Here is a 19,463-nt window from a genome sequence, read left to right on the forward strand (position 1 = left end):
CCTCGATCCGCCGGAGCCGACCGCCTATGTGGCGGAGCGGCATCGCTATCTCGTCAATCTCGACGCGCAGGGCGAACCGGGCGGTATCGTGCTGATCGGCACGAGCCATCTTGAAGGCTTGGACCCTGCCCTCTTCGGCCGGCCGGTGCGCAATTACGCGATCGGCACCGACACGCTGCGCAATATCGCTGCGCGCGTGGGCGACTATCGCAACCTCGGCAATGCACGCGCCATCGTGCTGCATGGCTACGGCCCGCGCTGGAGGCGCTGGCCCCGCGGCAATAGCGCTTACTTGCCCTGACTGCGCCAGCGGTCGACCGTGCGGATGACAAGGTCTTCCTCGCCGCCCGACTTGCTCCACAGATCGACGAAGCTGGGATCGTCGGATGCCGGGCGCTTCACTTCCTCGAGATTGTCGAAGCTGACGCGGATCGGGATCGATACGCCTTCGCCGCAGATGATGCATTCGCGGTTGCGCAGCGCCGGGATCGAATCGAGGAACCCGCGGCTGCCTTCCGGCATGGCAGCGCGCACGAAATCCTGGTCGCGGTCGTTGTTGAGGCGCATCGAAATGATCGTCCCGCACTGCGACAGCACGCCTTCGGCAAGGTCGGAGGGGCGCTGGGTGATGAGGCCCAGGCTGATGCCGTACTTGCGGCCTTCCTTGGCGATGCGGCTGAGGATCGTGCCGACGGAGGAACCGTCCGCGTTCTTCTCGTTCGGTACGTAGCGGTGGGCCTCCTCGCACACGAGCAGGATGGGCTTGGTCGCCTCGTTCCGGCCCCAGATCGCGAAGTCGAACACCAGGCGGCTGAGCACCGCGACCACCGTGCTGGTGATGTCCGACGGCACGCCCGACACGTCGATGATGGAAATCGGCTTGCCGTCCGAAGGCATGCGGAAGATCTTCGAGATGAAGTCCGCCATCGTGTCGCCCACCAGCATGCCGGAGAACATGAACTGGTAACGCGGATCGGCCTTCAGCTCATCGATCTTGGTCTTGATGCGCATGAACGGGGCGGAGCTGGACGCCTTGTCGAGCTTGCCCATCTCGTCCTGGATGATGCCGGTCAGGTCGCTGAGGAGGTATGGGATCGGCGAATCCACCGTGATCTTGCCGAGCTGTTCGGCCAGCCGGTTCTTCGACCGCGCCTTCAGCAGGCACTTGGCGAGGATGTCGCTGTCTTCCTGGAACTCCTTGCCCTCGGTCGACAGCAGGACTTCGCAATGTTCCTCGAAATTGAGCAGCCAGTACGGCATCTGGAGGTTGTCGACGTCGAAGATCACGCCGGTGTTGCGGAACGCCGCCGAATATTCGCCGTGCGGGTCGATCATCACGATGTGACCTTCCGGCGCGGCATCGCAGATCTTGTGCAGGATCAGCGCGGCGCTGGTCGACTTACCGGTACCGGTCGAGCCCAGCAGCGCGAAATGCTTGCCCAGCATGGCGTCGATGTAGATGCCGGCGCGGATGTCCTTGGTGGGATAGACGGTGCCGACGCGGATCGAGCTGCGCCCGTCCGACGCGTAGATCTGCTTGAGGTCGGCCGTGGTGGCGGGATAGACCATCGCGCCGGGGATCGGGTAGCGGGTCACACCGCGGCGGAAGCCGTGGATGCGCCCGGTCAGCTTCTCTTCCTGCCCTTCGCCGAGAAAGTCGATGCCGGCGATGATCCCGCCGCCCTGGCGCCGTTCCTGGCGCTGGTCGCGCACATTGGCGAGCAACCAGCCATCGGCGGCGCGGATCTTGACCTGGCTACCCACTTGCCCGGCCAGCGCAATGGACGGGTCGCCATCCCTGGCACATTCGTTGAGGCGCTTCGGGTCGAGCGCGATCTGCGAACCGGATCCGGCGATTTCGAGGACGACGCCGATGGGCTTCACATTGTCCGCCGGTTCGGCCTGGTCGACGCTTTTCGGCGCGGCAGTGGCAGGCGCAGGTTCAGGCACAGGTTTGGCGACAGGTTGCGCGGGCGCTTCGGCGCGGGCCGGTGCAGGCTGCGGCGCTTCACCCGAAGGTGCGAGGCGGATCGCGGAACCCAGTCCGCCCGCCGGCTGCGCGGCAGGCCGCCCGGTGTCCGCTTCGCCCGTGGGAGCGGTACCGTGCGCGGCGGGGGAAAAACGCTGGTGCCCCATGTCGGTCATCGAAAAACCTTCCTGACGATTACCCGTATTCGCCATCGGTTACGGCGGGATTGGTTAAATTGGCGCTAAGATTTGGCGGCTTGCGCCGACCGCAAATCGCCTAGATGAATGCGAAGAGGCGGCCCGCGATCCAGCCAAGCAGGATCGACAGGCAGATCGCCAGCAGCCCGTACCAGAACCCGTTGTCGAGCGCGAAAAGCTCCACGTCCCGCTCGAACCCCGTCTTGCGCACCTCCACCTCCGACACGGCGGAGGCGAGGACGCGGCCGTCGCGGATGGCGAAAGTCTCTGCCGTGTAAGTGCCGGCTGACACGTTCGACGGCAGCGGGATGCGCGCCTGGTAAAGCACGTCGTCGCTGATCGTCACGCCGCTAGCCTGCTCGAAAAACAGGCCCTGTTCGCTGCGCAAATCGACCAGTCCCGCGGCGAAGCGCGCCTGTTCTTCGGGGTCGATGGCGCCGACCGGCGACAGCTGCAGCCAGCGCAGGCCGAGTTCGTAGATCGCCGCCGTCTTGTCGTCGACGATGGCCGGGATGGGGCGCGAGGATGCCACGGCGTAAAAGCTGGGGGCGGACCGGAATTCGGTGGAATCCGCATTCATCCACACGCCGAAGATGCGGTCCTTTTCACGCAGCCGGATCGCCTCGGTCGGGCCTTTCAGGACCACGGCGATATCGTATTGCCCACCGGCGCGGGTGCCGGCGGGATCGAGGATGGCGCCGAAGAGGAGCAGTTCGGTGCCGGTAAAGCCCTGCTGCAGCGCGACTTCGTGCTGTGAGACTTCGGGCACCAGGATCGGCTCGCGCTGGGCGGTGCACAGGACGAGCGCGAGAATGGCGAGCAGCACCCTCATAGCGGGTCGACCGTGTAGATGTCCGCCGGCGTCACACCAAGGTCGAACACCATCTTGAGGGCCAGCGCCAGGACGATGGCGGCCAGGACCAGGCGGAGGATTTCGGGCTTGGCGCGCGCGGCGAACTTGGCGCCCAGCTGCGCGCCGGTGACCGATCCGAACAGCAGGATCGCGGCGAGCACGATGTCCACCGCCCGGGTGGTCAGCGCGTGCATCATCGTGGTCGCCATCGTCACGAACAGGATGACGAACAGCGAGGTGCCGACCACTACGCCCGCGCTCATGCCGAGGATATACAGCATCGCCGGGACCATGATGAAGCCGCCGCCTACCCCCAGCAGCATCGTCAGGATGCCGACCAGTATGCCCAGCACCAGCGGGGCGATGGGCGAGATGTAGAGGCCCGAGGAATAGAAGCGCCAGCGGAACGGCAAGTTCGCCACCAGCGGGTGGTGCCGGCGGCGCGCGGCCCTGCGCACTTCGCCCCCGCGCTGGCGGCGCAGCGCGTCCATCCCTTCGCGCGCCATCAGCGTGCCGATGCTGGTGAGCAGGATCACGTAGAGGATGTTGATTACCGTATCGATCTGGCCGAGCGAGCGGAGGAAGTTGAATAGCAGCGCGCCGATCCCGGTGCCCAGCACGCCGCCCGCGACGGTGACGAGGCCCATCCGGTAATCGACTCCGCCGCGCCGCGTGTGGGCGAACACGCCGGAGACGCTGGCGCCGGTCACCTGGCTGGCAGCGGAGGCGGCGGCCACGGTGGGCGGCACGCCGTAGAAGATCAGCAGCGGCGTCGTCAGGAACCCGCCGCCCACGCCGAACATGCCGGACAGGATGCCGGTCACCCCGCCCAGAGCCAGGATCACCCAGCCGTTGACGGCGAGATTGGCGATGGGGAGGTAGATATCCATGGGCCGCCCAGCCGTAACCGCCGCAGCCCGCTAACGGAAGCGGCGAAGCGCCTTTGTGAGCGGGTTTTCGTGCCTCGCCCGCCCAGTCAGAAGCCGATCGTCACGGTCACGGCCGGCCCCGATGCGGGCGCGGCATCGCCTCCAACGCGAAAGCGCCAGTCGAGCGCCACCTGCGCGGCAGGCTGGCCGAGGTCCAGTTGCATCGTCGCACCAGGACCGACGTCGAGCCTTGCCGCGCCTTCCTGCGCCCCGCCCCACGCGCCGCCGCCGGCCCGCAGGCGCACCCTGCCGCCGCCGAGCGCAGCGACCTCGCGGTCGATCCGCACCTGCCCGTCGACGAAAGCGGTCGCGTCGCGGCCCGTGACGTAGCCGCCCTGCAGGTACGCTTCGGCCCGCAAGCCGAGCGGCAAGCTCTGTACGGGCAATTCGGTCCACGCGAGCGCCGCCGCGCGCGTGTCCGTGCCGCCGCGGACGTCCCGCACGCGCCCTTCGACCGCGGCCACCACCGGCACACGGGCAAGCGGCCGTGCGCTCAGGCCGAGCGCGAGCTCGCTATCCGCAGCGTTGCGCGCCAGCGAGCGGTTGACCCGCGCGTAAGCGGTCGGGCGATTGTCGCTGCCGCCTAGCCGGTAACGCACGACGGCGCCGGCCTGGCTGCCCCCGTAGGGCGGCGAAAGCGACGATAGGGCGGCGGAAGAACCATCGCGGGCCAGCAGCCAGACGCCGGCGGACCAGCGGCTCGCGGGACGTTGGTCGATGACATAGGCTGGCGACAGCGGGCCGGCGGGACGGATCGACGAAAGCGACATCGCTGCAGGCTGCGAATAGGGGGCCCTTGCACCCGGCGACCAGATTTGCGGCAGGCCCACAGGCCCCGCTGCGGGGAAAGACAGGTGCGCCCCCGCAACGCGAGGAGCCAGCCGGCCGGGCGGCGGCGAAAACCGGGCGACGTGGGACCGAAACACGGTCGGGTCCAGTGGCTGTGGCGGCACGGCTTTCTGCGCCCACCCGCGCTTGGCCGAGGGGACTATACGCAGAGGCACCGCAGGGCGCGCCGCTCCTTCAGCGCCGGTCCCGGCAAAGGGCGGCGGCGGAGCAAAGAATTCGGGCGCTTGGGGCGGGGGGCCGTCCCATGCGGCAAGGCGGATCGCAATCCATGCGAGGCCAATCGCAGCAACGGCGAATAGCGGCTGTCCGCGGCGTGTGACGACGCCTTCTGAGCTCATGCCCGCGCGTCTCCGGAGCGCAAGTGAGCCGGATGATCGAAATGCTCGGTCTTGTCCCAGATCGCGGGGCCGCCCCGCAAGGTACGCCAGTAAGCCACCATCGCGCGGCGCGCGGCGATGATTGCGATAATGTTTGCGATGGGTATGCGCGCCAGCGCCAGCAGGCCCTGCACAAGCCCGTATTCCCGCGCGGTAAAGGCGAGCCGGTTGAGCGCCCGCCATGCGAAGAAGGCGATATTCACGACCACGATCGTCTCTGCAACCGGATCGAGACGGTAAGGCCGATCCGCCCCTGCAAAGCCTGCCAGCATCAGGATGCCCGACACCACTAGCAGCGCATAGGCCGCCGCCAGCACCAGCGCGGTGAACGGCCCGCGCCGGTCGCGCAGCCGCATCCACAATTCGCGCGCGGAACGGGCCCAGCCGAGCCGGTCCCACCCCTGGAAGGCGATCCCGTGCAGCCAACGCGTCTTCTGCCGGACCGCATCGCCCAGTTCGGCGGGGAAATAGGAGCTGGTGGCAACCAGCCGCCCGTTCTCGTCACGCGCGCGCAAGAACATGGTACGGCCGCCCCCTTGCGCGATTGACAGGCCGAGCTCGTAATCCTCGGTCAGCGAGTCGGCGGCGAAGGGCGCGCCATGCCGTCCGGCGGCGCGAGCCACACGTTCCAGCGCCGTCCGGTCGATCGCGCAGCCGACCCCGGCACCGGGCAGGCCGGCCCCCAGCGCGGAGCGGACCACCATGGCCTTCGCGTGGGCTTCCGCGAATTCGTCGGCGTAGTGGCCGGCAATGAACTGGCCATCCGCAGGGATGGCGGGCAGCACGGGAAGCTGGACGAAGTCCGCGCTGTTCAAGGCACGGTCGAGCAGCGCCAGGGCAGCGGGATGCACCATGTCCTCCGCATCGTGCATCACCACCATGCGCATGCGTGCACCTTCGCGCTCTTCGTCCTGCGCGATCGCCCGGTACAGCCGGTTGAGGCAATCGGCCTTGGTCGTCGGGCCAAATGCGGAATGCACGATCAGCCGTACGCGCGGATCGCCTCTCGCTGCCCGCTGGACTGCGGCGATCGTCGCCGGATCGTTGCGATAGGTGCCGACGTAGACCCGCATTTCAGCATAAGGCCAGACGGCAAGCATGTGGCGAACGGTAGTCCCGATCACGGCTGCCTCCCGCCAGGCAGGAATGACGACGGCCGCGGGGCCAATCAGTGCGGTATCGCGCGCGATTGCAGTCTCGATACTCTCGGTCCGCACCCGCCCCTTGAGCCGCAGCCACGCCCATGCGAAATCCACGCCCAGGTCGTCGAGCGCGCCGATGATGAAAAACGTGCCGGCAAACAGTACCAGCTCACGCTCGACCAGCGCCAGTGCGGCGAGCAGCTGCGACCCGTCGATTTCCAAAGCGCCACCCCCGTAAATCCCCTTAGCTCAGCGTAGTAACGTCATTGGGGCGCAAGGCAACCGCGGCGAGATAGGACAGGTGTAGGCCCGGGCGGCGCGGTCCGGGCTTGCATTGGCGCGGCATTTGCGAAAGAGGGGCCGCCATGGCTGCCGCACCTGTATTTTTCGCCCGGGCCATCCGGCCCTTCAAGGCGCTGTTCGTCAGCGATGCCTTTGCCGGCATCCTGCTCATTTTCGTGGCCGCCGCCGCCATGATCGTGGCCAACACCGGCTTGTCGCACGCCTATCACGAGTTGTTCCACGGACGCCTTGCGTGGACGCCGATCCCCAAGCTCGACACCCTTCACCTGTGGATCAACGACGGGCTGATGGCGATTTTCTTCTTCGTCGTCGGGCTGGAAGTGAAGCGCGAGCTGATTGCGGGCAGCCTGGCCGATCCCAGGGCGCGCCGCCTGCCGGTGCTGGCCGCTGCTGCGGGCATGGCGGCGCCAGCCGCAATCTTCCTGTTCCTCGTCGGCGGCAACGCCAATTTGCATTCCGGCTGGGCCATTCCGGCCGCGACCGACATCGCCTTTGCGATGGGCGTCGTCGGGTTGCTGGGCACGCGCGTGCCCGGCCCGCTGCGCCTGTTCCTGCTGACAGTCGCCATCGTGGACGATATCGGCGCGGTCGCGATCATCGCGCTCGCCTACACGCCCAATATCAAGCTGGTATGGCTGATCGCCTCGCTGGTGGTGCTGGCGGTCATGATCGGGATGAACCGCGCGCATGTAAGCCGCATCGCGCCCTATATCCTGGCTGCGCTCGTGCTGTGGGTCTGCGTGCTCTTTTCGGGCGTCCACGCCACGATTGCAGGCGTCGTCGCCGCCCTGACCATCCCCATGAAGCGCCGCGACGGCCGGTCGATGCTGGAGAATATCGAACACGCGCTGGTGGGCTGGAACGCCTATCTCGTGGTGCCCGTGTTCGGCTTCGCCAATGCCGGGGTCGATATCCGCGAACTGGGGCTCGACGCGCTGCTCGATCCTCTGCCGCTCGCCGTCGCTGCCGGCCTGGTGGCGGGCAAGCAGCTGGGCATATTCTCCGCCGTCTACGCCGCCGACCGCGTCGGTTTCGCGCGCAAGCCTGATGGCTGCAACTGGGTGGAAATGTGGGGCGTGACGATCCTGTGCGGCATCGGCTTTACCATGTCGCTGTTCATCAGCGGCCTCGCCTTCCCCGGCTTCCCGGTGCTGGTGGAGGAAGCCAAGATCGGCATCCTGCTCGGCTCGCTGATATCGGCTCTGCTCGGTTACGGCGTGCTGCGTCTGACTACAACGCACCCGGAAATGGCGAACCCGCAGGCGGGCTGATCCCCGTTCGCCGGTTGCCTACCAGCTCCCGGTGTTCTCCATGCTGGCCCAGGGTTCCTGCGGCTCGAGATAGCCTTCCTGCAGCAGCTCCACCGAAATCCCGTCGGGCGAGCGGACGAAGGCCATGTGCCCGTCGCGCGGGGGACGGTTGATCGTCACCCCGGCATCCATCAGCCGCTGGCAGGTGTCGTAGATATTCTCGACGCGGTAGGCGAGGTGGCCGAAATTGCGCCCGCCCGAATATTCTTCCGGCGCGCTGCCGTCTTCCGGGGGCCAGTTGTAGGTGAGCTCCAGCTCGGCCACGCCGTCCTGTCCCGGCGCGGCCATGAAGACCAGCGTGTAGCGCCCGCCTTTGCTGTCGGCGCGGCGCACCTCCTCCAGCCCGATCAGCCGGAAGAATTCGATGGCGGCATCCGGATCGGCGACCCGGATCATGGTGTGGAGATATTTGGCCATCGGCCTGCCCTTTCGCCCGGAAGTTGCGGTGATAGTGGTCACCGCGCTAGGCGAAGAGCAGGCCGGCTGGCAAGGCCAAGAGAATGGGTCAGAAGGTGACCGAGTAGCTCACCGAGCCGACCACCGCATCGTCGGTGAAGTCTTCGACGTCGAGCCCGTCGGTCGCGATGTAGCTGACGCCGAAGTCGAGCCCGAAGGGCGTCGAATAGCCGAGGCCGACCGAATAGTCCCAGCCGTCGTCGCTGGTCCCGCCGGCGAGCAGGTCGGGCGCGAGGATGCCGTCGGTATAGCCGGCGTGCGCGCTGACGCTCAGCGGCGTGTTCGGGATGCCCGCGCCGAGATCGAGCGAGACGTAGAGATTGTCCTCGTCACCCAGCGATTCCTGGTCCGGCGCATAATAGACGCCCACGCCCGCTTCCACCGGGCCGAGCTGCGCGCCGAGCTTGGCATAGGGCTCGTAGTAATCGGCCGGACCGTCGCCGGTGGGATAGGCATAATAGGTCGCACCGACATCGAGGCTTACCAGCGGGGTGATCTGCGTCGCGAAGCCGGCATAAAGATCCACCTCGACTTCGCCGAACGTATCGCCGCCCACGATGTTGGAGGCCCAGGTGCCGATGTAGAAGCCGCTTTCGTGCGCGATATCGAGGCCGCCCTGCACGGCCGGATCGCCTTCGGTCAGCGAAACGCCGCGGAAGCGGTAGTCGGTCACCACGCCGATGTTGGCGGACACTTCGACCGGACCCGGTACGTCGGTGTCCTGCGCAAAGGCGGCGGGGGCGGCAAGCATGCCGGTGGAGAGAGTTGCTGCGGCGAGGATACCGCGAATGGACGTGCGCATATTATGCTCCTGTTACGGAAAAGATCGCTTCGTCCCACCTGCAGCCGGGGCCGGCCGCCTCGTTGTCGAATGGGCGATCCTGTACCTCGAACGCAACAAACTTGGCGGTTTTTGCTGCGCCGCACAAGGAAAATTGCGCATATCGCGATTCAGGTCGCGCGGCAGTTGCAGTTCCGCAACGGCGGAGCGATATGGGCGCCATGTTGAAGGGTTTGCGCAAACTGATGGGCGGTTCGTCCCGCCCGCTGCCGGCAGTGCCGCCGGGCGAGCGCGTGTACGCGATCGGCGACATCCACGGCTGCCTCGAACACCTCGATGCCCTGATCGAAGGGATCGATGCCGACATCGCCGCCCATCCGGTGGACAACGTACACCTGATCCTCCTCGGCGATCTGGTCGACCGCGGGCCGGATTCCAAAGGCGTGGTGAAGCGCGCGATGCAGCTGGCAGAAGAGCGCGGTGCCCGCGTCCTGGGCGGCAATCACGAGGACATGTTCCTGCTCGCCTTCAAGAAGCCGAGCGCGCTGCGCAGCTTCCTGCGTTACGGCGGACGCGAAACGCTGCTGAGCTACGGTGTATCCAAACAGGAATTGCGGGAAAGCGAAGTTGAGGAACTGCAGGCGATGATGGAAGAGCGGGTGCCGAAAAAGCACCGCAAGTTCCTCAAGGGCCTCGGCGACCAGCTGCGCATCGGCGACTATGTCTTCGTGCACGCCGGGATCGATCCCGACATTCCGCTCGCCGAACAGCGCACCCACGACATGCGCTGGATTCGCGAACCCTTCCTCAGCTTCGATGGCGACCACGAGGCGGTGATCGTCCACGGCCATACGATCACCGACGGGATCGACGTGCGGCGCAATCGGATCGGCGTCGATACGGGCGCATACGACAGCGGGGTGTTGACCGCCCTCGTTTTGGAAGGCACCGAGCGGCGCATCCTGTCTACCAAGACGAAGAAGGGCGGCATCAAGGTGCTGTCGCAAGAGGTTTGAGCACATGAAGATTGCAATGGTTGGTTCGGGCTATGTCGGCCTGGTGTCGGGCGCATGCTTCGCCGATTTCGGGCACGAGGTGGTCTGCATCGACAAGGATCCGGGCAAGATCGCCAAGCTGAAGGACGGCGTGATGCCGATCTACGAGCCGGGCCTTGCCGAACTGGTCGAAAGCAACGTGAAGGCCGGCCGACTCAGTTTCACCACCGACCTAGCCGAAGGCATGGCCGATGCCGCCGCGATCTTCATCGCCGTGGGCACGCCCAGCCGCCGGGGCGACGGGCACGCCGACCTCACCTTCGTCTACCAGGTGGCCGAGGAAGTCGGCGGCAACCTGAAGACCCCGGCCGTCATCGTGACCAAGTCGACCGTGCCGGTCGGCACGGGCGACGAAGTTGAGCGGATCGTCGGCGAACAGGGCAGCGGCGTCGACTTTGCCGTCGTCTCCAACCCCGAATTTCTGCGCGAAGGCGCGGCCATCGGCGATTTCAAGCGTCCCGACCGCATCGTCATCGGCGCCGATAGCGATCTGGGTCGCGAAGTCATGCGCGAAGTCTATCGCCCGCTGTTCCTCAACGAGGCGCCGATCCTGTTCACCTCGCGCCGCAGTGCGGAGCTGATCAAGTATGCCGCCAACGCCTTCCTCGCCACCAAGATCACCTTCATCAACGAGATGGCCGACCTCTGCGAAAAGGTGGGCGCCAACGTGCAGGACGTCAGCCGCGGCATCGGCATGGACAACCGCATCGGGTCGAAGTTCCTCAACGCAGGCCCGGGCTATGGCGGATCGTGCTTCCCCAAGGATACGCTCGCGCTGCTTAAGACGGCGGAAGATTACGACAGCCCGACGCGCATCGTCGAAGCGGTCGTCAAGGTAAACGACCACCGCAAGCGGGCGATGGGGCGCAAGGTCATCGATGCGCTGGGCGGCGCCGAGAACGCGCGCGGCAAGCGCGTGGCGCTGCTGGGCCTTACCTTCAAGCCGAACACCGACGACATGCGCGACAGCCCGGCGATCGCCATCGCGCAGGCGCTGGTCGATGCAGGCGTGAAAGTGGCTGCCTACGATCCCGAAGGCATGGAGCTCGCCAAGCCGCTGATGCCCGACGTCGAGATGAAGGACGATCCCTACGCCGCGATCGACGGCGCCGATGCCATCGCGCTGGTGACGGAATGGGACGCATTCCGCGCGCTCGACCTCGACCGGGTGAAGGACATCGCCGCCAGCCCCGTGCTGGTCGACCTGCGCAACGTCTACCGCGCCGACGAAATGGCGGCCAAGGGCTTCACCTACACGAGTATCGGCCGCGGCTGATTACCGGGCGCCCCCGGTATCGCACATCGCTAACCAAACCAGCGGGCGCGGTTTTGCGCCTTGCCGAGCGCGAAGAGCGCCGCGACCACTACCAGCGCAGCGGCGGCTGCCGGAGAAAATGCGCCAGGGGGCCTATAAGCCGGGTTCTGTCCCGCGTGCGATATGCGCGAACGCATCATAGCCACGCGGGGGCAGCCATTCGTCTGGGCGCGGGATCGCTCCCGCGCTCAAGCAGCCAACCCGGGCGGTCACGGGACCAACCGGTCCCTACCCTCCCTTGCGGAAAGGCGCGCCGCCCCTATTCGGCCTTGCTCCGGGTGGGGTTTGCCATGCGGGCTGCGTTGCCGCCGCCCCGGTGCGCTCTTACCGCACCCTTTCACCCTTGCCTGACCGGGTCAGGCGGTCTGCTCTCTGTGGCACTTTCCCTGTGGTCGCCCACGGCGGGCGTTACCCGCCACCCTCGGTTGGTGGAGCCCGGACTTTCCTCGTCCAACGACCCGCTCATCCTGAGCCTGTCGAAGGACGCGGCTGCCCGGCCCTCTGGCACGCGCGCCATAGCACGCGAGATGCGCGAATAGAACGGCCTATCGCGTCTGCCCGCGGTCGCGGTCGAGCAGCAGCTGGAACAGGATGGCACGGATCTGTCCGTCGATCTCGCCGTCGATCTTCTCGGGCCGCCAGCGGCGCTGGAACGCCTCTACCGCCTTGTGCCCATCGGAAATGTCGTAACCGAACCGTTCGAGCGCGAGGTAGAACGCGCCGTCGTTGTCGAACGGGTCGCCCAGCTCCAACTTTTCCGGCTTGGGCAGGCACAGGTGGTATTCGGCCAGCCGGTCCCACGGAAACAGCTCGCCCGGATCGATCTTGCGCGGCGGGGCGACATCGGAATGGCCGACCACGTTGGCGCGCGGGATGTCGTATTCCTTCACGATGCGCGCCAGCAGCGGCACCAGCGCTTCGAACTGCGCGTCGGAAAACGGGCGATAGCCCAGCGCATGGCCCGGATGGTCGAGCTCGATCCCGATGGAGATACCGTTCACGTCCGTGTGTCCGCGCCAGTAGGACACGCCGGCATGCCAGGCGCGCTTGTCTTCCGGCACCAGCCGCGTGACCTCCCCGCTTTCGGAAATCAGGTAATGGGCCGAAACCTTGGCGTCGGGATCGCACAGCCGCGCCTCGGCACTCGCCGCGTCCTCCATCTCGGTATAGTGGAGCACAACCATCGAGATCGCCTCCGACCGCTCGTCGTAATTGGGCGACAGCGCTTCGCGGTGGACCAGCTCGTCGGCCACGGCGCTATCCGATCAGCCCGTCGGTATCGGTCGGCAATTCCGCACCGAGGACGAGCGAGCCTTCGCCGAGGTGGTATTGGAGTCCGCCGCCGTCCGCTTCGGCCAGTTCGCACAGCATGAAGGCGGGCGCGGTTCGGCTGGTCAGCTCGCCTTCGCCCGACAGCGCCTTGCCGATGGTTTGGTCGAAGGCGATCTTTGGGCCGGTCGCGCGCACCACGATCTCCGTCGCGCCTCCGCGCATTTCCGCCCCGATGTCGAGCGTGCCGCCGCGCACCAGCGCATCGAGGCCCATCTGCGCGAAGTTGAGCAGCACTTTCACTGCGCCCTTCGGCAGGCGCGCGGTGGCGAGCGCCCAGTTGGCCTCGACCCGTTCGTTCTTGGCGACCAGCGCATCCACCAGCGCACGCGGCTCGTCCACGTCGATCATGTCGCCGAAACCGCCCGCGGCCCCAAATGCGAGGCGGAAGAACTTGAGCTTGTCGGTCGATATCTGCGCGCTCTGTTCGAGCAGTTCGAAACACCGGTCGCGCATGTCCGGGTCCTTCTCGTCCGAGAGCAGTTCCAGCCCGTTCGACAGCGCGCCGACAGGACTGAGCAGGTCGTGGCAAAGCTTGGAACACAGCAGGCTGGCCAGCTGGACGGGATCGATATCGCTCATGGAAAAACAGGTCCGCTTGATCGGCTAATTCGCATCCCCGACGTCCTAGAGGAAATTTGCCGCGCTGCCACCCGTCCTTTTGCGCGCCTCCGCTCTGTGCCGGTCAGGAGAGGCGCGCGAAATTCGCCGCCCCGGGCGCGGGCTTGCGCGTGGCCGTAGGCTCAGGCGCGCGGCCCGGCTCCGCACCGAGCATGTCGGCGAGGTCCGCCAGCCGTTCCTCGTAGCGGCGGTAGAATACCAGCTTGGCTTCCTTGCGCGTTTCCACCAGCCCGGCCTTGCGCAGCACGCCGAGCTGCTGCGACAACGCGGGCTGGCCGATGCCGGTCGCGGCCTCGATCTCCCCGACGTTGCGCTCGCCGGCTTTCAGCAGGTCGAGGATGCGCAGGCGCGAAGGGTGGCCGATGGCCTTGAAAGCATCGACCGCCTCGTCCTCGGTGAGAGCGGCATCGCTCACCGGCGCTCGCCCTTCCGCGGCGTCGCCTCGCGCAGGAACCAGTCCGCCTGCCCCTCGGCCGCGAAGACCTCGTCGATATCCTGCGCAGGCGGCCGCAACAGCGCATCGCCCGCCTGCCAATTGGCCGGGGCCACGCCTTCGGCGGCGTCGATCGCCTGCAGCGCGTCGAGCGTGCGCAGCATTTCGGGGATCGAACGCCCGACGCTGGCGGGATAACAGCTCAACGCACGGATCGTGCCGGCAGGGTCGATGAAGAAGGTCGTGCGCACCGTCGCACTGTCGCTGTCCTGCGCGCAGACCATGCCATAGGCGCGGCCGACGACCAGCGTCGGGTCCTCCACGATCGGAAAGCGCACTTCGACATCGAACCGGTCGCGGATCATGCGCAGCCACGCGAAGTGGGAAAAGAGGCTGTCTACCGACAGGGCCATCAGCGCGCAGTCGCGTGCATCGAAGGCCGCCGCCTCGCGCGCCAGGGCGACGAATTCGGTCGTGCAGACCGGCGTGAAATCCGCCGGGTGGGAGAACAGGACCAGCCAGCGACCACGAAAATCGGAAAGGCGCACCGGCCCCGCCGTGCTGCGCGCCTCGAAATCGGGCGCGGTATCGCCGATGCGCAAAGGCCGCAGAGCCGGGCCGGTAGGGGCTGCGTTGTCCATGACGGACGATCTATCCCCTTGACTCGCGGATTGCAATACATATACACGATTTATGAAATCGAAGGAGTTATTTCATGTCTGACGCAGACGCAGCGCTCCAGGCGGCCCGCGACCAGATCGGGCGCGCCGCGGGCGAAAAGACGCTCCGCCCCTCGATCGCGGGCTTTTTCGACGAGGCCACCAATGCGGTAAGCTACGTCGTCCACGACCCGGAAACATGCGAAGCCGCGATTATCGATTCGGTGCTGGACTACGAAGCGGCCGCCGGGCGCACGTCCCATGGCTCGGCGGAGCGCATCATCGACTACGTCACTTCGAGCAATCTGCAAGTAACATGGCTGATCGAGACGCACGCCCATGCCGACCACATCTCTGCCGCGCCCTATTTACAGGACAAGCTCGGCGGGAAGCTTGCCATCGGCAAGGACATCGTTCGCGTGCAGGAAGTCTTCGGCAAGCTGTTCAACGCCGGCACCGATTTCGAGCGCGACGGATCGCAATTCGACAAGCTGTTCTCGGACGGCGAGACCTTCTCGCTCGGCCAGATCGAGGGCATCGCGCTCCACGTCCCTGGCCATACGCCGGCCGACATGGCCTTCATCATCGGCGATGCGGCCTTCGCGGGCGACACGATTTTTATGCCCGATTTCGGCACGGCGCGGGCGGACTTCCCGGGCGGCGATGCGCGCGAGCTGTTCCGGTCTATCCGCCGCCTGCTTTCCCTGCCCGACGACACGCGGCTGTTCCTGTGCCACGATTACAAGGCGCCGGGTCGCGACGAATATGCGTGGGAGACCACCGTGGGCCAGCAGCGGCGCGAGAACGTGCATGTGAAGGACGGCGTGACCGAGGACGAGTTCTTCCAGATGCGCACGACGCGGGACAAGACGCTCGCCATGCCCGAACTCATCATGCCGTCGGTGCAAGTCAATATTCGCGGCGGCCGCCTGCCGGAGCCGGAGGATAACGGCGTCAGCTACATCAAGATTCCGGTGAACGCGGTATGAGCCTGCCCGGTTTTCCCGACGCGGCTCCGCTCGCAGGGCTCGGCGGCGGCATCCTCATCGGCCTCGCCGCTGCACTGATGCTGCTGGGCGCAGGCCGCATTGCCGGCGTGTCCGGCATCTTCGCGCGCGCAACCGGCCTCAGCGACAGCGGCATGTCGAAACCCGGCGCATGGATGTTCGTCCTCGGCCTACCGCTCGGCGCCTTCATCGTCGCGCTCGCAACCGGCGGCCTGCCGGCGAACTTCGCCAGTCCGGCCTACCTCGTCGTCGCCGGCCTGCTGGTCGGCATCGGGACCCGTCTCGGCAGCGGCTGCACCAGCGGCCACGGCGTGTGCGGGGTCAGCCGCCTGTCGCAGCGGTCGCTCGTCGCGACGGTCACTTTCATGGCTGCCGGCATCGCCACTGTGGCGCTGATGAACACGCTGGGCATGGAGGTCCTGCCATGATCCGCCGCATCCTTCCCCCGCTGCTTTCGGGAACGCTGTTCGGCGCCGGCCTTGCGCTTGGCGGGATGACGGATCCGGCGCGCGTGCGCGGCTTCCTCGACCTGTTCGGCGACTGGGATCCGACACTGGCCTTCGTGATGGGCGGCGCAGTCATCGTGATGGCGATCGCGTGGCGCTTCCAGCCACGCATGGCCCATCCGCTGTTCGCCGAGAAATTCGCCCTGCCCGACCGCAGCGACCTGACCCCGAAACTGATCGGCGGCGCAGCCCTGTTCGGGATCGGCTGGGGTATCGCCGGCCTGTGCCCCGGACCCGGCCTCGCCGCGCTGGTGATCGAACCGGCATCGGCCGCGTTCTTCGTAGCCGCCATGCTTGCCGGCATGGGCATCGTCCGGCTGGTCGAAAAGGATTGAGGAGAGCAGGCATGACCGAGACGAAGAAGCACCAGATCGTGATTGCAGGGGGCGGCTCGGCCGGGATCGCCACGGCTGCATCGCTGCTGAAGCGGCGCGCCGGGCTCGACATCGCCATCGTCGAACCGCGCGAGGAGCACTACTACCAGCCCGGCTGGACGATGGTCGGCGGCGGCGTGTTCGTCAAGGAAGAGACTTGCCGCAGCGAAGCCTCGGTCATGCCGGAGGCGGTCACGTGGATCAAACAGGCCGTCCGGGGCTTCGACCCCGAGGTTAAGACCGTCGATCTCGCCGATGGAACCCGCCTCGCCTACGACCTGCTGATCGTGGCGATGGGCAACCGCCTCGCCTGGGAAGAGGTCGAGGGGCTGGAGGAGACGCTCGGCAAGAACGGCGTCACGTCCAATTACCGCTACGACCTTGCCCCCTATACCTGGGAGCTGGTGCAGCAGACCCGCAAGGGCCGCGCGCTGTTCACCCAGCCGCCGATGCCGATCAAATGCGCAGGCGCGCCGCAAAAGGCGATGTACCTGTCCTGCTCCGAATGGGAAAAGCGGGGCGTGCTCGGCGATATAGAGGTCGAGTTCCACAACCAGGGCGGCGTGCTGTTCGGCGTGGGCGACTATGTGCCCGCGCTGATGGAATATATCGAACGCTACGGCGTCGATCTCAATTTCGGCAGCAACCTCGTGCGGGTGGACGGTGCGGCGAAGACCGCGTGGTTCGCGACCGAGGACGGCGAAGTCGAGCGCACGTTCGACATGCTCCACGTCTGCCCGCCGCAAAAGGGCAACGCGGTAGTCGCCGCCAGCGCGCTCGCGAACGAGGCCGGCTATGCCGATGTCGACCAGCATAGCCTGCAGCACACGAGATATCCCGATGTCTTCGCGCTCGGCGATTGTTCCAGCACCCCCAATGCCAAGACCATGGCCGCCGCGCGCAAGCAGGCGCCTGTGGCGGCGGTCAACGCCCTCGCGCAGCTGGATGGCAAGCCGATGGCGGCGCAATACGATGGCTATGGCAGCTGCCCGCTGACGGTCGAGAACGGCAAGATCGTGCTGGCCGAATTCGGCTATGGCGGCGTGCTGAAACCCAGCTTCCCGCGCTGGCTGCTCGACGGGACGCGCCCGTCGAAAGCGGCATGGAAGCTGAAAGCGAATGTCCTGCCCTCGATCTACTGGAACGCCATGCTCAAGGGCCGCGAGTGGATGGCCAAACCCGTCGGCATGGCCTGAACGCGGAAAGACCTGCCCCCATGCTGTCGCGCTATTTCCCGATCCTCGAGTGGGGGCGGAGCTACAACCGGTCGGTGCTGACGAACGACCTGATGGCGGCGGTGATCGTCACCATCATGCTGATCCCGCAGAGCCTCGCCTATGCGCTGCTGGCGGGGCTGCCGCCGGTCGTGGGCCTGTATGCCAGCATCCTGCCGCTGGTGCTTTATGCCTTTTTCGGCACCAGCCGCACGCTTGCCGTGGGCCCGGTGGCGGTGATCAGCCTGATGACCGCCAGCGCGGCAGGCGCGGTCGCGGCGCAGGGGACGGCGGAGTATCTGGAGGCGGCGGTGACGCTCGCCATGCTGTCCGGCGTGATGCTGGCGGTGCTGGGGCTGCTGCGCGCAGGCTTTCTTGCCAATCTCCTGTCCCACCCCGTCATCAGCGGGTTCATCACCGCCAGCGGTATCCTGATCGCGACGAGCCAGCTGAAGCATATCCTGGGCATCAAGGCGGGCGGCGACAACTGGCCCGACATGCTCGGCTCGCTGGCCGCCGGGATCGCGCAGACCGACCCGTGGACGCTCGCCATCGGCATCCCCGCCACGCTGTTCCTGTTCTGGGTCCGCAAGGGCGGCAAGCCCGCCCTGCAGCACCTCGGCCTGCCTCCGCGCGCGGCCGACATGACCGCCAAGGCCGGACCGGTCGCAGCCGTCGCGCTGACGATCCTCGCGGCGGTGCTGCTCGACCTCGGCGACAAGGGCGTGAACCTCGTCGGCGCGATCCCGCAGGGCCTGCCGCCTTTCGCCTTGCCCTCTGCCGACCTCTCCCTGATCGAGAAGATGTGGGTACCCGCGCTGCTGATCTCGATCATCGGCTTCGTCGAAAGCGTCTCGGTCGCGCAGACGCTGGCCGCCAAGCGCCGCCAGCGCATTTCGCCGGACCAGGAGCTGATCGGCCTAGGCGCCGCGAATATCGCCAGCGCCTTTTCCGGCGGCTACCCGGTCACCGGCGGTTTCGCCCGCTCGGCAGTGAATTTCGACGCTGGCGCGGAGACACCCGCGGCCGGCGCCTTCACCGCCGTCGGCATCGCGCTTGCCACGCTGTTCCTCACCCCGCTGCTGTTCAGCCTGCCCATCGCCACGCTGGCGGCGACGATCATCGTGGCGGTGCTCAGCCTCGTCGACCTGAAGACACCCGGCCAGCTGTGGCGCTATTCCAAGGCCGATTTCGCGGCCCATGTCGCCACCATCGGTATCACGCTGGTCGCGGGCGTGGAACTGGGCGTGATCGCCGGGGTCGCGGTCGGCCTGCTGCTTTACCTGTGGCGGGCGAGCCGCCCCCATGCTGCCATCGTCGGCCGCGTGCCGGAGACCGAGCATTTCCGCAATGTGGAGCGGCACGAGGTCTTCACCGTGCCGCACGTCCTTTCCATCCGCATCGACGAGGCGCTGACGTACCTCAACGCCCGCTGGCTGGAGGAATACGTGCTGGAGCGGGTGGCCGAGAAGCCGGAGCTGCGCCACGTCATCCTGATGTGCAACGCGGTGAACGAGATCGACGCCTCAGGCCTCGAAAGCCTGGAGGCGATCAACCACCGGCTGGAAGATGGCGGGATAGGCCTCCACCTGTCCGAAGTGAAAGGCCCGGTCATGGACCGGCTGAAGCGCACCGACTTCCTCGAAGAGCTTAACGGCAAGGTTTACTTGTCGCAGAACCGCGCCTTCGACGAACTGGTGCGCGACGATGGCGCGCCGGGGCTGCCGCAGGACCATTTCCTGGCCCGCGGGATGATCTGACAGTTGCACTCCAGGCAAGCGCGG

20 protein-coding genes and 1 other RNA gene are annotated in these 19,463 nt (G+C 66.7%); 9 read left to right on the forward strand and 12 right to left on the reverse strand.

Features of this window, described 5'->3' with window-relative positions:
- Positions 1-28: 28 nt before the first annotated feature.
- Positions 29-301: a hypothetical protein gene (locus QQW98_RS02655; protein WP_290136010.1), complete on the forward strand. Its 273-nt coding sequence runs from the start codon at positions 29-31 to the stop codon at positions 299-301.
- On the opposite strand, the gene QQW98_RS02660 is transcribed toward QQW98_RS02655, so the two are convergent.
- The 5 genes from QQW98_RS02660 to QQW98_RS02680 form a co-directional block, all read right to left on the reverse strand.
- Entirely contained in the window at positions 289-2,145 is a 1,857-nt protein-coding gene (locus QQW98_RS02660; protein WP_290136011.1) for an ATP-binding protein, read from the reverse strand. The genes QQW98_RS02655 and QQW98_RS02660 overlap by 13 nt on opposite strands.
- A gap of 100 nt (positions 2,146-2,245) precedes the next feature.
- Positions 2,246-2,998, reverse strand: a complete 753-nt coding sequence (locus QQW98_RS02665; protein ID WP_290136012.1) for a TIGR02186 family protein — start codon at positions 2,996-2,998, stop codon at positions 2,246-2,248.
- Positions 2,995-3,909: a sulfite exporter TauE/SafE family protein gene (locus QQW98_RS02670; RefSeq protein ID WP_290136013.1), complete on the reverse strand. Its 915-nt coding sequence runs from the start codon at positions 3,907-3,909 to the stop codon at positions 2,995-2,997. Before QQW98_RS02670 ends, QQW98_RS02665 begins: the two co-directional genes overlap by 4 nt.
- 86 nt (positions 3,910-3,995) lie before the next feature.
- Complete coding sequence (locus QQW98_RS02675) at positions 3,996-4,718, reverse strand: hypothetical protein (RefSeq protein WP_290136014.1); 723 nt, start codon at positions 4,716-4,718, stop codon at positions 3,996-3,998.
- 413 nt (positions 4,719-5,131) lie between these two features.
- Entirely contained in the window at positions 5,132-6,538 is a 1,407-nt protein-coding gene (locus tag QQW98_RS02680) for a glycosyl transferase family protein (protein WP_290136015.1), read from the reverse strand.
- Positions 6,539-6,681: 143 nt separating this feature from the next.
- Between QQW98_RS02680 and nhaA the strand changes: the two genes are divergently transcribed.
- Complete coding sequence (nhaA, locus tag QQW98_RS02685) at positions 6,682-7,890, forward strand: Na+/H+ antiporter NhaA (RefSeq protein ID WP_290136016.1); 1,209 nt, start codon at positions 6,682-6,684, stop codon at positions 7,888-7,890.
- 18 nt (positions 7,891-7,908) lie between these two features.
- Here nhaA and QQW98_RS02690 read toward each other — a convergent pair whose 3' ends face one another.
- A complete protein-coding gene (locus QQW98_RS02690; protein ID WP_290136017.1) occupies positions 7,909-8,346 on the reverse strand; it encodes a VOC family protein in 438 nt (145 codons plus the stop codon).
- Positions 8,347-8,434: 88 nt separating this feature from the next.
- Complete coding sequence (locus tag QQW98_RS02695) at positions 8,435-9,187, reverse strand: TorF family putative porin (protein ID WP_290136018.1); 753 nt, start codon at positions 9,185-9,187, stop codon at positions 8,435-8,437.
- A 200-nt stretch (positions 9,188-9,387) separates the two neighbouring features.
- Between QQW98_RS02695 and QQW98_RS02700 the strand changes: the two genes are divergently transcribed.
- Both QQW98_RS02700 and QQW98_RS02705 read left to right on the forward strand, forming a co-directional pair.
- Positions 9,388-10,182: a metallophosphoesterase family protein gene (locus QQW98_RS02700; RefSeq protein ID WP_290136019.1), complete on the forward strand. Its 795-nt coding sequence runs from the start codon at positions 9,388-9,390 to the stop codon at positions 10,180-10,182.
- A 4-nt stretch (positions 10,183-10,186) separates the two neighbouring features.
- Entirely contained in the window at positions 10,187-11,497 is a 1,311-nt protein-coding gene (locus QQW98_RS02705) for a UDP-glucose dehydrogenase family protein (protein WP_290136020.1), read from the forward strand.
- Positions 11,498-11,616: 119 nt separating this feature from the next.
- Here the strand turns inward: QQW98_RS02705 and rnpB are convergent.
- The 5 genes from rnpB to QQW98_RS02730 all read right to left on the reverse strand — a co-directional run bounded on the left by rnpB (position 11,617) and on the right by QQW98_RS02730 (position 14,560).
- An RNA gene (gene rnpB, locus QQW98_RS02710) (RNase P RNA component class A) lies at positions 11,617-12,041 on the reverse strand.
- 40 nt (positions 12,042-12,081) lie between these two features.
- Positions 12,082-12,720 (reverse strand): N-acetylmuramoyl-L-alanine amidase, encoded by a 639-nt coding sequence (locus QQW98_RS02715; RefSeq protein WP_404800883.1) that lies wholly within the window; start codon positions 12,718-12,720, stop codon positions 12,082-12,084.
- A gap of 73 nt (positions 12,721-12,793) precedes the next feature.
- Complete coding sequence (locus tag QQW98_RS02720; protein ID WP_290136022.1) at positions 12,794-13,447, reverse strand: histidine phosphotransferase family protein; 654 nt, start codon at positions 13,445-13,447, stop codon at positions 12,794-12,796.
- 103 nt (positions 13,448-13,550) lie between these two features.
- On the reverse strand, positions 13,551-13,901 hold the full coding sequence (locus QQW98_RS02725; protein ID WP_290136023.1) for an ArsR/SmtB family transcription factor: 351 nt from the start codon (positions 13,899-13,901) through the stop codon (positions 13,551-13,553).
- Positions 13,898-14,560, reverse strand: coding sequence for a peroxiredoxin (locus QQW98_RS02730; RefSeq protein ID WP_290136024.1), 663 nt, complete (start codon positions 14,558-14,560; stop codon positions 13,898-13,900). Before QQW98_RS02730 ends, QQW98_RS02725 begins: the two co-directional genes overlap by 4 nt.
- A gap of 74 nt (positions 14,561-14,634) precedes the next feature.
- Between QQW98_RS02730 and QQW98_RS02735 the strand changes: the two genes are divergently transcribed.
- The 5 genes from QQW98_RS02735 to QQW98_RS02755 are packed head-to-tail and all read left to right on the forward strand — an operon-like array spanning position 14,635 to position 19,439.
- Positions 14,635-15,567: an MBL fold metallo-hydrolase gene (locus tag QQW98_RS02735; protein ID WP_290136025.1), complete on the forward strand. Its 933-nt coding sequence runs from the start codon at positions 14,635-14,637 to the stop codon at positions 15,565-15,567.
- A complete protein-coding gene (locus tag QQW98_RS02740) occupies positions 15,564-16,013 on the forward strand; it encodes a YeeE/YedE family protein (protein WP_290136026.1) in 450 nt (149 codons plus the stop codon). The genes QQW98_RS02735 and QQW98_RS02740 overlap by 4 nt, the downstream gene beginning before the upstream one ends.
- A complete protein-coding gene (locus QQW98_RS02745; RefSeq protein ID WP_290136027.1) occupies positions 16,010-16,426 on the forward strand; it encodes a DUF6691 family protein in 417 nt (138 codons plus the stop codon). Before QQW98_RS02740 ends, QQW98_RS02745 begins: the two co-directional genes overlap by 4 nt.
- Positions 16,427-16,437: 11 nt before the next feature.
- Complete coding sequence (locus tag QQW98_RS02750; RefSeq protein WP_290136028.1) at positions 16,438-17,661, forward strand: NAD(P)/FAD-dependent oxidoreductase; 1,224 nt, start codon at positions 16,438-16,440, stop codon at positions 17,659-17,661.
- A 20-nt stretch (positions 17,662-17,681) separates the two neighbouring features.
- A complete protein-coding gene (locus tag QQW98_RS02755; RefSeq protein WP_290136029.1) occupies positions 17,682-19,439 on the forward strand; it encodes a SulP family inorganic anion transporter in 1,758 nt (585 codons plus the stop codon).
- Positions 19,440-19,463: the final 24 nt, after the last annotated feature.

The sequence above is a fragment of the Alteriqipengyuania flavescens genome (assembly GCF_030406725.1).
Classification (GTDB): domain Bacteria; phylum Pseudomonadota; class Alphaproteobacteria; order Sphingomonadales; family Sphingomonadaceae; genus Alteriqipengyuania_B; species Alteriqipengyuania_B flavescens.

Coding starts and splice junctions, on each gene's coding strand:
- QQW98_RS02660 (WP_290136011.1), bottom strand. CDS start 2,145: ATGACCGACATGGGGCACCAGCGTTTTTCCCCCGCCGCGCACGGTACC.
- QQW98_RS02665 (WP_290136012.1), bottom strand. CDS start 2,998: ATGAGGGTGCTGCTCGCCATTCTCGCGCTCGTCCTGTGCACCGCCCAG.
- QQW98_RS02670 (WP_290136013.1), bottom strand. CDS start 3,909: ATGGATATCTACCTCCCCATCGCCAATCTCGCCGTCAACGGCTGGGTG.
- QQW98_RS02675 (WP_290136014.1), bottom strand. CDS start 4,718: ATGTCGCTTTCGTCGATCCGTCCCGCCGGCCCGCTGTCGCCAGCCTAT.
- nhaA (WP_290136016.1), top strand. CDS start 6,682: ATGGCTGCCGCACCTGTATTTTTCGCCCGGGCCATCCGGCCCTTCAAG.
- QQW98_RS02690 (WP_290136017.1), bottom strand. CDS start 8,346: ATGGCCAAATATCTCCACACCATGATCCGGGTCGCCGATCCGGATGCC.
- QQW98_RS02695 (WP_290136018.1), bottom strand. CDS start 9,187: ATGCGCACGTCCATTCGCGGTATCCTCGCCGCAGCAACTCTCTCCACC.
- QQW98_RS02700 (WP_290136019.1), top strand. CDS start 9,388: ATGTTGAAGGGTTTGCGCAAACTGATGGGCGGTTCGTCCCGCCCGCTG.
- QQW98_RS02705 (WP_290136020.1), top strand. CDS start 10,187: ATGAAGATTGCAATGGTTGGTTCGGGCTATGTCGGCCTGGTGTCGGGC.
- QQW98_RS02715 (WP_404800883.1), bottom strand. CDS start 12,720: ATGGTTGTGCTCCACTATACCGAGATGGAGGACGCGGCGAGTGCCGAG.
- QQW98_RS02720 (WP_290136022.1), bottom strand. CDS start 13,447: ATGAGCGATATCGATCCCGTCCAGCTGGCCAGCCTGCTGTGTTCCAAG.
- QQW98_RS02730 (WP_290136024.1), bottom strand. CDS start 14,560: ATGGACAACGCAGCCCCTACCGGCCCGGCTCTGCGGCCTTTGCGCATC.
- QQW98_RS02735 (WP_290136025.1), top strand. CDS start 14,635: ATGTCTGACGCAGACGCAGCGCTCCAGGCGGCCCGCGACCAGATCGGG.
- QQW98_RS02740 (WP_290136026.1), top strand. CDS start 15,564: ATGAGCCTGCCCGGTTTTCCCGACGCGGCTCCGCTCGCAGGGCTCGGC.
- QQW98_RS02745 (WP_290136027.1), top strand. CDS start 16,010: ATGATCCGCCGCATCCTTCCCCCGCTGCTTTCGGGAACGCTGTTCGGC.
- QQW98_RS02750 (WP_290136028.1), top strand. CDS start 16,438: ATGACCGAGACGAAGAAGCACCAGATCGTGATTGCAGGGGGCGGCTCG.
- QQW98_RS02755 (WP_290136029.1), top strand. CDS start 17,682: ATGCTGTCGCGCTATTTCCCGATCCTCGAGTGGGGGCGGAGCTACAAC.